We start from the raw sequence: 12,608 nt of genomic DNA, 5'->3' as shown, positions 1-12,608 counted from the left end.
CTGCGCTGGCGGGGGTAAGCTCCTGCTTGGGCGGTTGGTGAACCGGCGGCCGGGTGAACCCCGGTTATTGTAAATAAATGACGGACCGGTGACCGGCCGGACGGTGTGACGCCGGCGGTTGTTGAGCATAACGCAGCGGATTGTCCGATAACAGACAATCCGCTGTCTGTATTTAGACAGGGGGTGAGCTGTTGTTATTACTTGCACAAAGCTCTTTTTGCCCAACCACGCTGCCTGTTTTTGAACAATATTCAAACTAAAAGTTTGGTTTATGTAGTCCTGGTGGGCATCATTGCAGGCATAAAAAATGCTTTGCTTGATAATGTGAATACATTTACAAGTCATTTGCGGCTGGTGTAAAAATTTTCAAGCAGGGGGTATAAAAAGTGCTTGGGGAAAACGCGTTCCTGCCTGACAGCTACCAGGAAAACACAATGGTACTGCTGGTGCAAAACCCGGCAATAATCTTTGCTTACTGGGAATTGTCGAAGGGACAACGGCAGGCCCTGGCCGGACACGGCGACCTGTATCTCAGATTGTATGAGTTGAACGGGGGGGATTGCCGGCCGCACAACGGCGGTAAGATGCGGAGGGAAATTAATTTACCGCCTTTTACTCAAAACTGGTACTTTACAAGCTTGACACCGGCTCGCAGCTACTGCAGTGAATTGGGATATTACGGTGCTCCCCGGCATTTCTACCCCATTTTGCGCTCAAACCGGGTGGAAACACCACCGGACGGACCATCCACCGCCATCTCCGGCGGGCGGACGGTGAGTGTGGATGTGGCTGCCGGCGTAAAGCCGGTCCGGGAACCTGTGGTGGAAGAATTGCCCGGTTCGTCGGAATTTTACCGGCGTAATACGGCGTGATTCGGATTTATGGCCGGAGCGGACGGTTGTAATTTTTAATTATTGTCCCCCGTTTCCGGTCTCCTGGCAAAGCAGCAGGGAAAGGCTTTTCCGGAACTTGCGGTCGTCTTTCGCCGTCCTTTTCGCCGGCCCTTTGGTTTTACCCCCGCTTCTTCTGAATTTGGCCTTGAGTTCCCTTTCTTCAAGCAGAAAATCGATCGTCTCCTCCCGGAAAATATGACCGGAAGGGGATATGGCCGCGGCGCCCCTGCCCAGCACCATCGCCGCCAGACCCCAATCCTGGGTGACAACGATATCTCCTCTGGCGGCCAGGTTGACAATCTGCAGATCGGTTTCCTGGGGAGCATCACCAACCACCACGTGCTGTTCGGATTCGATCCGGTGATTAAAGCTGGCTACCGTAATTAAGGTCACTGGAGGTTTAGCCAATTGACGGCAGGTTTCCAGTACTTTTTTCGGGGTGGCGTCGGCGTCGACAATAATCTTCATCGGAAATCACAGCCCAACCGGTTGTAATCTGGCGGTTCCAGTCCAATTGTACCATAATGCCGCCGGAAGGAAAAAGAAAAGAAAAAAGGGACAGCTGTCCCTTTTTTCCCGCTACATAGCTTATTTTCCAGCGGCCTCCGCCGCCAGGGCCAGAATTCTGGCCTGCACCGTTTGCCGCCTGGCTTCGATGCCGTTGAAGTTCATATGGGGGATGTAGTAGGTTTCCATCTCGTCGTGTGTCTTCTTGGCCCGGCTGATGAAGTCGGTGGCTTCTTCCATGCAACGGCGGTACATTTCCCGGGCGGTGTCCCTTTCGGCCAGCATCTTGGAATCTGCCACCGGTTTGACGCAGGCCGTGGTGTCAATGACGATATCGCCATTGTGTGGTTTGTAGAAGTGCGGCTCCACTGCATTGATCACAGCCACATCCAGTGCCGGGACGACCAGGTGCTCGACCCGGGAGGGGTCCAGGGCGCAGTGAAAGGCTTCCACGTGGAAACCGCGCATCATGGCTGCGTCCAGCAACCGGCGAACCAGGGTGGTCTTGCCCGTGCCGTCGTCGCCGTTGATGATATAACGTTTTTTCAGGTGGCTGACGATGGTGTCCAGGTAGCTGATTGAGCCGTCGGGCGTATTGGCGGTGGCAAAGAGGTGTCGCGCCCGGGGATTGTCCGTCTGGCGCGGCTTGCCGTTGAAGATGTCATGGGTCAGTTCCAGGGACAGCCGGTCAAAAGCACCCGCGTTGAAAGCGCCCGTATCCCGGTAATAACCGCGCACTTCCTCCAGGAACAGGTTGGCCGCCGCCAGGTAGCTGTATGCCCGCTTGAAAAGTCTGCCCACCTCCCGGTTGAGGGCCAGGATCTGTGCCTTGCCGGCGCGCAGGCCCTTTTCATCCCAGTAATCGCCCAGGTGGATGATTTCATCCACCGCGCCCGGGTTTTTCGGATCTACCACATGGGGGGCGGTGCCGTCCAGCATAGCCACCCGGATGGCTGGAATGACCACCCCGTCCAGGGAGCCGTTGTCCGAGGAGCAGCAGTGGTACTCCACATCATAGCCCCGGTTGAGCATTTCCTCGCCAATCTTGCGCATGAAGGTGGATTTGCCTACCCCCGGGCCGCCTTTGATCACAAAGATCCGCGTGGCATCCGGTTCGATAATGTAATCATAGAAGGAATAGAAGCCCCGGCAGGTGTTCCCTCCCGGGAAAAGCTTCCGCAGCCTGCCCTTGCTCATCATGAAGACCTCCTTGTCTTTGATGGCCGAAAATATGCCGGGTGGTTCAAACCAACGCCGTCTATCTCATAAATATGTTTCAAGATAAAAAAATTGTCCCTTTTTAACGGATTATCACGTGATATTCCCGCAGCCAGGCATCCACCTGGATCAGATAAGCGAACAACTGCGCGCTACCCATGAGCTGGCTGAACCAGGCCGGGCTGAAGGCGGCGGCGTTGTCACCGATTACCTCACGGAGCGCTCCGGTATCAACCAGGGGAAGCAGGGGGGAGCCGGGGTCGTTGGTGATGTTTTCCATCTGTGCGCGTACCGCTGCCAGATAAGCCGGGTGATGTGTCTTCGGGTAGGGGCTCTTGCGCCTTTGCAGTATGCCTTCGGGCAGCAGTCCGGTCATTGCCCGGCGCAGGATACCCTTTTCCATCCCGTCGCAGCTTTTCATGCTCCAGGGGATGTTCCAGACGTATTCCACCAGCCGGTGATCGCAGAAAGGTACGCGCACCTCCAGACCGGCGGCCATGCTCATGCGGTCCTTGCGGTCGAGGAGAATGGGCATGAACCGGGTCATATTCAGGTAGATCAGTTCGCGCATGTGTGCCTCCAGGGGATCTTCCCCCGGCAGGCGGGGCACTTCCGCCAGCGCTTCCTGATAGCGTCCGGCCACATATTCCTCCGGGCGGATGTAGTCGCGCAGTTCCGGGGCGAGCAGGCGCGCCCTTTCGCCAACCATGCGCACCCAGGGGAAGGTGTGGCCATTGACGTCCTCCGCCCGCCGGAACCAGGGGTAGCCGCCGAAAATTTCGTCGGCGGACTCGCCCGACAGGGCCACGGTGGCCTCCTTTTTGATTTCGTGACTGAACAGGTAGAGAGAGGAGTCGACATCGGCCATGCCGGGCAGGTCGCGGGCACGCATCGCACCCGTCAGCGCCTCCACCAGCCGGGGAGTATCGATAATTATCTGGTGGTGATTGGTGCCGAAGTGTTCCGACATGATCCGGATCCAGGGCGCGTCCGAGTTCGGCTGAAATTCGTTGGGCCGGAAGTGTTGTTCATTGTCCACGTAGTCAACGGAAAAGGTATTAATTGCCCCCTTGTTCTCGCGCCGGCGGGCCAGGGCGGCGAAGGCGGTGATGGCGCTGGAATCCAGGCCGCCGGAAAGCAGCACGCTGATCGGCACGTCGGAAACCAGCTGCCGTTCGACGGTATCCTGAAACAGTTCCCGCACGTGAACGGCGGTTTCATACAGCGTGTGCGGATGGGGCCGGCTCTGCAGCGCCCAGTACTGCTTGATGCGTATGCCTTTATGATCGAAGTGCAGGCAGTGGCCCGGCTTGAGTTCTTCAATGCCGCGAAAGACGCCGAAGCCCGGCGTGCGTGCCGGTCCGAGCACGAAGATTTCGGCCAGTCCGGTGGCGTCCACCTCCGGCGGCACCGCCGGGTGGGCGAGCAATGCTTTGATTTCGGAACCGAAAATAAGCGCCCGGCCGCGCCGGGTGTAAAACAGCGGCTTGACCCCCAACCGGTCCCGGGCCATAAACAGGCTTTGGGTGGCGTCGTCCCAGACGGCAAAGGCGAAGATACCGTTCAAACGCTCCACACAGTCCGGTCCCCAGTGGATAAAGGAGAGCAAAAGCACTTCAGTGTCGGAATGCCCTTGAAAAGAATATCCGTGTGCCGCCAGTTCCTGCCGCAGTTCGGAGGTGTTGTACAATTCGCCGTTATAAACCAGTACGCAAGTGCGTTCGCCGCGCCGGCGGAGCATCGGCTGCCCGCCGCCCGCCGGATCGACCACAATCAAGCGGCGATGGGCCAGTGCGGCGTGCGGCGACAGCCAGATCCCGCCGGCGTCCGGTCCGCGGTTGGCCAGCGTTCCGGCCATCTCCAGCAGTACGGGTCCTTTGGCCGTCAAATCCTCATTCCAATCTATCCAGCCGGTGATACCACACATAAACTTACCTCCCAACCGGTTAAAGGATAAGCGCCATGATCAGGTAAGCCTGCTCATGGCGCCTTTGCCATGTATCCCTTATGCTAAAATCATATGCTTTGGAGAAGGTAAATGGTAAAGGATATTATATCCATAGGGGCCCGGGCGGGAAAAGACGGATAGTTTTCTGCCGCACGGGCGTGCTATAATGGAAGGCACACAGAAGGAACAGCGGAGCGTGGTGGCCGGTGTATCAACGGACCCGGGTCATAATTGCCGGAGCCGGCAAGGGATTTCGCCTGACTTTAAAAGAGGTGCTGCGCCACGCCGGCTACGCGGTAGCCGGTGAGGCCGGTGAGGGGCGCGGTTTATTGCAGCTGGTGTTTCAACACGAGCCGGATCTCGTGCTGATGGAGGACCGCCTACCCGGTTGTGAGGGCATGGATGTAGCCGGGATTATTGAGGAGCACCGGGTGGCGCCGGTGGTGCTGGTGGTTGACGCCGGCCGTTGTTCAATCCCCGAATTAATGCGTTCGCCGGGTATTTATGGCGTGCTGGTCCGGCCGCTGCAGGAAGAAATGTTGACGCCCGTACTGGAAGCGGCCCTGGTATCCTTCAACCGGATCATGGAGCTGGAAAAAAGACTGGCCGAATTGCGCAAAACTTTGGAGAACCGGAAGCTGATCGCCCGGGCCAAGGGGTTGCTCATGGAAAGGCACGGCCTGTCCGAAAAAGAGGCTTACCGATACTTACAAAAGATAAGTATGGACCGTTGCCAGTCACTGGCCCGGGTGGCATATGAACTGTTAAATTCCCCCGGTCACAATTGAAAAGGTGGTTCTTGCCACTGCGATTTATGTATACAGAATGCAAATAGAAAACAGCTTGTATTTTTTAAATAAATTTAGTATTATGTTTTAGATAAGTAACGCGCGGGGCAATGGCGTCCCAAAGCAAACCACCGGTGGGGGTTTGCTTTGGGACGTTTTGTTTTTAATCAATAATTTGATTTATTATGAGGGGAACTTATGACTACCAGAACCAAAGAAGATGTTTTGCAAAAAGCCCGTGACTATGATGTCAAATTTATCCGTTTACAGTTTACCGATATTTTTGGTGCTTTTAAAAATATCGCCGTTACTGTGGAGGAGTTGTCCCGGGCTCTGGACGGCCGGGTGATGTTTGACAGCTCGGTTATTGAAGGCTTTGTTGAAAACAGGGAATCGGATATCTACCTGCAGCCGGATCCGACCACTTTTGTCATTTTCCCCTGGCGTCCGCGGGACGGGGCTGTGGCCAGGTTAATCTGCGATGTGCGTGCTTCACGCGATCAGGCGTATAGCGCCTGCTCCCGCACTGTTTTAAAAAATGTACTGCAGCGGGCGGAGCAACTGGGCCTTTCTTTTCAGGTGGGGGCACAGATCGAGTTTTTTCTTTTCCATACCGACGCTCAAGGTAAACCAACCGTAATAACCCATGATCAAGCCGGTTATTGTGATCTGACGCCGGTGGATTTGGGTGAAAACGCCCGCCGGGATATGGTGCTTACGCTGCAGGAAATGGGTTTTGACGTTTCTTCCTCCCACCATGAAGTTGCTCCCGGACAGCATGAGATTTTTCTCAAAGAAAACGATGCCCTCTTGACAGCGGACAACATTGCCACCTTCAAGTTTGTGGTGCGTACCATTGCCCAGCGGCATGGCTTACATGCCTCGTTTATGCCCCGCCCCCTGGCCGCACATAACGGGTCGGGCATGCACCTGCACCAGTTTTTGTGGCGGAACGGGGAAAACGCCTTTTACCACCCGGCGGATCCCCGTCAACTGAGCGACCTGGCCTATTGCTTTATCGCCGGGTTGATTGAACATGCCGGCGCCCTTACGGCCATTGCCAACCCTCTGGTGAACAGCTATAAGCGGCTGGCTCCCAGCGATTTGGCGCCGGTGCTGGCCGCCTGGTCCGAAGAAAACCGCGCCACCATGCTCCGTGTACCGGCCATGCGTGAAGAAGGTACCAGGTTAATCTTGCGCAGTCCCGATCCGGCGGCCAACCCTTATTTGACTCTGGCGGTTTCCCTGGCTGCCGGCCTGGACGGGATTGAACGCAATCTGGCGCCGCCGGAGCCGTTGCCTGAAAACGGGCCGAACCTGCGCTTATTGATGCAAAAAACAGGCCTGCCCCGCCACCTGTCCGCGGCTTTAGCCGCACTGTCCGGTGACGGCGAAATCCGGCGGGTTCTGGGCGGGCATATCACCACCCGCTACCTGACGGCAAAAGAAAATGAGTGGGAACGTTATCAGTCCCGGGTGCACCAGTGGGAGCTGGATGAATACTTGACCAACTTTTAATGTTGGCGGGCAGTCTGGGACGGCCGCCGGCAGTTTTATATAAAGAGGGGGGATGCCCGGTTTAAAAGGCGTGCTGCGGGCGCCGGGCCGAAAATTATTCCCGGCGGATAAAAGGAGCTGCCAGCGGCGCTTTTGGCCGCGGCAGCGTAGAGAAAAGATTTACAAAAATATTTTATCGTATTTTTCAGGAGGATGGAATAATGAGTTTTAGTAAAGGGATCAACGCCAGCGCCGCCACTTTGACCCGGTTGCGCACCGGCGAAAGCCAGTGTCCTTACAGTGGTATGTGTGTTACATGCCTGGATGGTTGCCCGGGGCTGTGTGAAATCGGTAAATCCGCCATTCGTGGCAAGGAAATGCTTTATCCGCAGCCTTTCGGTAAAACAACCTCCGCTTCGCAAAAGGATTATCCGGTGGATTACTCCCATTTCAATATAATGGGTACGGCAGTCGGTGCCCGGGGTATCGATGCCGATCCCGATCGGGCTATTTTCCCGGCTGTCAATCTGGAAACCACTTTGGGGGCCAACGGCGACATAAAACTGGATCTGCCGGTTGTGGTGGCGGCCATGGGCTCAACCAATGTGGCGGCCGACAACTGGGAGCATCTGGCTGCCGGCGCCGCCATTTGCGGGGTAGGAATCGCCATTGGTGAAAATGTCTGTGCCATGGATCCCAATGTTGAGATTAAAAACGGCCGGGTTGTCCATTCGCCCAACCTCTCCCGGCGGGTCAAGGATTTTCAGGAATGGTCCAACGGCAGGGGCTTTATCGCCGTACAGGCCAACGTGGAAGACACAGCTTTGGGCGTGCAGGAATACGCCCTTGAAAAACTTGGCGTGCAGGCGGTCGAAATGAAGTGGGGCCAGGGGGCCAAAGACATCGGCGGCGAAGTTAAACTGAACACTTTGGAGCGGGCGCAGCAGTTAAAAGAACGCGGTTACATTGTGCTGCCCGATCCCGCCGACCCCAAAGTACAGGCCGCCTATCACGCCGGTGCCTTCAATGAATTTGAACGTCACTCCCGGATCGGCATGGTTTCGGAGGAGTCATTCATCGCCCGGGTGAGGGAACTGCGTCAGGCGGGGGCCAAATACGTTTTCCTGAAAACCGGCGCCTATCGTCCGGCCGATCTGGCCCGGGCGGTAAAATATGCTTCCGACGCCCGGCTGGATCTGCTCACGGTGGATGGCGCCGGCGGCGGTACGGGGATGAGCCCCTGGCGGATGATGAATGAGTGGGGCGTACCGACTGTTTACCTGCAGGCACTGCTGGTGAAATACCTGGATAAACTGGCGGCCAAAGGGGCTTATGTGCCGCCGGTGGCCATGGCCGGCGGGTTTTCCCTGGAAGACCACCTGTTCAAAGGCCTGGCCATCGGCGCCCCGTACGTCAAGGCCATCGGTATGGCCCGTTCGGCCCTCTCGGCGGCCATGGTGGGCAAGACGGTGGGCGAAGCGGTGCGTTCCGGCAAGGTACCCGGTGAATATAAAAAGTATGGTGAAACCATTGAACAGGTTTTTCTGGCGGCCAGCGAGTTAAAAGACAAACTGGGCGGCGAGGCGTTCAACCGTTTGCCGGTGGGAGCACTGGGTGTCTATACTTACTTTGAACGGTTGGCTCAGGGACTGCGGCAGTTCATGTGCGGCGCCCGCAAGTTCGCCCTTTCCTACATCAGCCGGGACGATGTAGCGGCTTTAACCAGGGAGGCGGCCGGTATTACCGGCATCAGGTATATCATGGATGTTGATGCCGAAGAAGTAGAAGAGATTTTGGGTTAAACCCTGAAAAAACCTGTTGCTTTGTTTAAAAGCAAAGGTTATAATAATTACATTCCAAGTGGATATCATATGGGTACAAAGGTGTATCCATTTCAATCAGGCAATGATGCCCTCATGAGGTTTTTACCTCTGCTGAGGGCATTTTCTCTTCCCGGGAAGCCGTTGTAAATTCCGGAATGCTGCGCAGGCGCCGGCGTTGGCTCCGGAAAAACTTTAGGAGGCAAATCTCCATGGCGGAACAGAGAATAGTGCTGGCAGACAGCGATGCCACCTGGAGAAAGGCCATCAAGGATATGCTCACCAAGCTGGGTTACTGGGTAGTCGGAGTGGCGGCCGATGGTCTTACCGCTCTCAAGTTGGTGCGCAGCCGTCAACCGGATCTATTGATTGTTGAATCAAATATGCCGGGAATGAATGGCCTGGATGTAGCCCGTATTCTCCATGAAGATAAACTGGCCCCGGTGGTGGTTCTGGTCAGCACCCATAGTCCGGGATTGCTGGAAAAAGCCAAAGAGGCCCGGGTTTCCTCACTTCTGGTCAAGCCGGTTGATGAGACCACCCTCTATCCTGCTGTGGAGTTGGCCATGGCCAATTATCAGGAAATCATCAAACTGGAAGGACAGGTCAACGAACTGAAGGAAACGCTGGAAACCAGAAAACTGGTGGAGCGGGCCAAGGGCATTTTGATGGAAACGCTGGGCTTGAGTGAAACTGAAGCTTTCAAGCGGATTCAAAAACAAAGCATGAACAAGCGTATTTCCATGCGTCAGGTGGCCGAGGCGGTTATTTTGGCGCATAACCTTAATTCTTGAATCTAAAATCAACGGTATGAAGGTGTACCGTAAGCGGGCAATGGCGCCCTTTAAAGGAGATGGGAAGACCTGTCTTCTTTAAAGGGCGCATATTTTGGGGCAAGAAATATCTGGAAAGGTGGTTGTTTCGATGGAAGATGCAATCAAAAAAGAAGTTTTGGCCAAGGCCAGGGAACTGGGTGTCAAATTCATCCGCCTGCAATTTACGGATATTACCGGCGTTTTGAAAAACATGGCCATTACTGTGGAACAGTTGGAAAAAGCCCTGGACGGCGAGCTGATGTTTGACGGTTCCTCCATTCACGGTTTCACCCGGATTGAGGAATCGGACATGTACCTGCGTCCCGATCCGAAAACTTTTGCTGTTTTCCCGTGGCGTCCCCGGGACGGCGCGGTGGCCCGGCTGATGTGCGATGTATACAACCCCGACGGTACCCCTTACGAAGGCTGCCCGCGTAACACATTAAAGCGGGTACTGGCTGAAGCGGCGGAAATGGGCTTTTCTATGAACGTCGGTCCGGAGCTGGAATTTTTCCTTTTCCAGGTGGATGCGGACGGGCATCCCACCCTGCGTACGCACGACAAGGCCGGTTATTTCGATCTCTCACCCGTGGATATGGGGGAAAACGCCCGCCGTTCCATGGTGCTCACCCTGGAGGACATGGGTTTTGAAATTGAGGCTTCCCATCACGAGGTGGCCCCCGGCCAGCATGAAATTGATTTCAAGTATTCCGATGCCCTGGATGTGGCCGACAAAATTGTTACTTTCAAATTTGTGGTCCGCACCATCGCCCAGCGGCACGGACTGCATGCCACCTTTATGCCGAAACCCGTTTTCGGGATCAACGGCAGCGGCATGCATATGAACCAGTCCCTGTTCCGGGGCAATGAAAACGCCTTTTACGATCCGTCCGCTCCCGACGGGTTGAGTGAAGTGGCCCGTAATTACATCGGCGGCCTGGTTAAACACGCCCGCGCTTTTGCGGCTGTGACCAACCCCACGGTAAACTCTTACAAACGCCTGGTGCCCGGTTATGAGGCGCCGGTATATATTGCCTGGTCCGAACGCAACCGCAGTCCCTTAATCCGTATTCCGGCCAAGCGCGGTCTGTCTACGCGCATTGAACTGCGTAACCCGGATCCTTCCTGCAACCCGTACCTGGCCATTGCGGCCTGCCTGCGGGCCGGTTTGGACGGAATCAAAAACGGCCTGCAGCCGCCGCCGTCCTGTGACCGCAATATATACCAGATGACGCCCGAAGAGCGTAAGGAACTGGGGATTAACAGCCTGCCGGCCAGTCTGGAGGAAGCGCTCGCCGAACTGGCCGCCGACGAAGTGGTGCGCGGTGCCCTGGGTGAATATGTATTTGAAAAATATGTCCATGCCAAAAAGATGGAATGGGAAAATTACCGGATTCAGGTCCATCCCTGGGAAGTGGAAGAATATCTGAGCAAGTTCTAATCTTGCACCAGTTGGTTACCATCCTCCAAACGCCCTTTGCGGATTGCCCGTAAAGGGTTTTTTTTACTATTGACAGTATAGACCGCATTGTCGCTTATGCAGCACCATGTTAATATTACCAGGGATAAAATTTGTCAAGAACCACTTTTTTTTTACGGTTCTTATGCTATACTATTGTTTAGCTTTAAATTTTATATTGGGGGTACAGCGTGGTACCCGCCGGGGCAATGGGGCCTGCATCACGGATGAACGGGATTTATCCGGTAGTGGGTCTTTTTTTGTTGATTGTTCCGGGAAAAAGGAAGAGGTGTAAATTTGTGGCTCAGTTGACGAATGATGATGTGCGCAATCTGGCCAAAGAAATGGGTGTCAAGTTTATCCGGCTGCAGTTTACGGATATTTTTGGGGTATTGAAAAACGTTTCCATTACTGTGGAACAGCTGGACAAGGCCCTGAACGGGGAGCTCATGTTTGACGGCTCTTCTATTGAAGGGTTTGTACGGATCGAGGAATCCGATATGTACTTGCGGCCGGATCCGGCCACTTTCGTGGTCTTTCCCTGGCGTCCCCGGGACGGGGGGGTGGCCCGGCTGATTTGTGATATCTATAACGCCGACGGCACTCCTTTTACCGGCGACCCCCGCTACGTTTTGAAACGGGTGGTTGCCGAAGCGGGAGAAATGGGTTATGTCATGAATGTGGGTCCGGAAGCGGAATTCTTCCTTTTCCATGTGGACAATGACGGCCGGCCGACTACAGTGACGCACGACCGGGCCGGGTATTTTGATCTTACCCCGGTGGATTTGGGGGAAGACGCCCGGCGGGATATGGTTTTGACCCTGGAACAGATGGGTTTTGAAATAGAGGCTTCTCACCATGAGGTGGCCCCCGGCCAGCATGAAATTGATTTTAAATATGCCGATGCCCTGGATACCGCCGACAAAGTGGCTACTTTCAAGTTCGTGGTGCGGACTATCGCCCAGCGGCACGGATTGCACGCCACCTTTATGCCCAAGCCCATTTTCGGCATCGCCGGATCCGGCATGCATTTAAACCAATCCTTGACCAGAAACGGTATGAATGCCTTTTACGATCCGGAAGCACCACAGCAACTCGGTGAGACGGCTCTTTATTATATTGGCGGGCTACTCAAACATGCGCGGGCGATTACCGCGGTGACCAACCCGACAGTCAACTCGTATAAACGGCTGGTATCCGGCTATGAAGCGCCGGTTTATATGGCCTGGTCCTCCCGCAACCGCAGTCCGTTGATCCGGGTACCGGCCAAACGGGGGCAGTCCACCCGGATAGAACTGCGCAGCCCGGATCCTTCCTGCAACCCCTACCTGGCGCTGGCGGTCTGCCTGAAAGCCGGTTTGGACGGGATTAAAAACCGGATTCAGCCGCCCGGGCCCTGTGACCGCAATATTTATGAAATGACTGAAGAGGAAAGAGCACAGCTGGATATCGGCTGTCTGCCCGTCAACCTGCATGAGGCTGTGCGGGAACTGGTCAAAGACGGGGTGATCAAAGAAGCCCTGGGACCACACGTCTATAACCGTTTTCTGGAAGCAAAAGACATTGAGTGGGACCGTTACCGCACACAGGTACATCCCTGGGAACTGGAAGAATATTTGACTAAATATTGATCGCCCGTAAAAATCCGTAAAAGGCAGTTGAA

At 55.2% G+C, this 12,608-nt stretch carries 10 protein-coding genes; 7 read left to right on the top strand and 3 right to left on the bottom strand.

Annotated elements, in window-relative coordinates; all coding sequences use genetic code 11:
• Nucleotides 1-386 precede the first annotated feature (386 nt).
• Entirely contained in the window at nucleotides 387-872 is a 486-nt protein-coding gene (locus A6M21_RS15045; protein ID WP_066670483.1) for a DUF4912 domain-containing protein, read from the top strand.
• Between the two features lie 39 nt (nucleotides 873-911).
• On the opposite strand, the gene A6M21_RS15040 is transcribed toward A6M21_RS15045, so the two are convergent.
• The 3 genes from A6M21_RS15040 to asnB form a co-directional block, all read right to left on the bottom strand.
• Nucleotides 912-1,361, bottom strand: coding sequence for a YaiI/YqxD family protein (locus A6M21_RS15040; RefSeq protein WP_066670481.1), 450 nt, complete (start codon nucleotides 1,359-1,361; stop codon nucleotides 912-914).
• Nucleotides 1,362-1,481: 120 nt separating this feature from the next.
• Entirely contained in the window at nucleotides 1,482-2,597 is a 1,116-nt protein-coding gene (locus A6M21_RS15035; protein WP_066670479.1) for a PRK06851 family protein, read from the bottom strand.
• A 103-nt stretch (nucleotides 2,598-2,700) separates the two neighbouring features.
• A complete protein-coding gene (asnB, locus tag A6M21_RS15030) occupies nucleotides 2,701-4,545 on the bottom strand; it encodes an asparagine synthase (glutamine-hydrolyzing) (protein WP_066670472.1) in 1,845 nt (614 codons plus the stop codon).
• A 227-nt stretch (nucleotides 4,546-4,772) separates the two neighbouring features.
• Between asnB and A6M21_RS15025 the strand changes: the two genes are divergently transcribed.
• From A6M21_RS15025 to glnA (A6M21_RS15000), 6 genes are all read left to right on the top strand, one after another.
• Complete coding sequence (locus A6M21_RS15025) at nucleotides 4,773-5,354, top strand: ANTAR domain-containing response regulator (RefSeq protein ID WP_066670470.1); 582 nt, start codon at nucleotides 4,773-4,775, stop codon at nucleotides 5,352-5,354.
• Between the two features lie 198 nt (nucleotides 5,355-5,552).
• Nucleotides 5,553-6,872 carry a type I glutamate--ammonia ligase gene (gene glnA / locus A6M21_RS15020; protein WP_066670468.1) on the top strand — a complete coding sequence of 440 codons (1,320 nt, stop codon included), beginning with the start codon at nucleotides 5,553-5,555 and terminating at the stop codon, nucleotides 6,870-6,872.
• Between the two features lie 200 nt (nucleotides 6,873-7,072).
• The gene (locus A6M21_RS15015) at nucleotides 7,073-8,653 is read left to right on the top strand and encodes an FMN-binding glutamate synthase family protein (protein ID WP_066670466.1); all 1,581 of its coding nucleotides are present in this window, start codon (nucleotides 7,073-7,075) and stop codon (nucleotides 8,651-8,653) included.
• Between the two features lie 230 nt (nucleotides 8,654-8,883).
• Nucleotides 8,884-9,465, top strand: coding sequence for an ANTAR domain-containing response regulator (locus tag A6M21_RS15010; protein WP_066670465.1), 582 nt, complete (start codon nucleotides 8,884-8,886; stop codon nucleotides 9,463-9,465).
• A 130-nt stretch (nucleotides 9,466-9,595) separates the two neighbouring features.
• A complete protein-coding gene (gene glnA, locus A6M21_RS15005; RefSeq protein ID WP_066670462.1) occupies nucleotides 9,596-10,927 on the top strand; it encodes a type I glutamate--ammonia ligase in 1,332 nt (443 codons plus the stop codon).
• A gap of 317 nt (nucleotides 10,928-11,244) precedes the next feature.
• Entirely contained in the window at nucleotides 11,245-12,576 is a 1,332-nt protein-coding gene (gene glnA / locus A6M21_RS15000) for a type I glutamate--ammonia ligase (RefSeq protein ID WP_066670497.1), read from the top strand.
• Nucleotides 12,577-12,608: the final 32 nt, after the last annotated feature.

Origin of the sequence: Desulfotomaculum copahuensis, from assembly GCF_001655685.1 — a bacterium.
GTDB lineage: Bacteria > Bacillota > Desulfotomaculia > Desulfotomaculales > Desulfovirgulaceae > Desulfotomaculum_G > Desulfotomaculum_G copahuensis.
The sequence above is the reverse complement of the archived record's forward strand: the minus strand, read 5'-3'. Positions and strand labels throughout refer to the sequence as shown.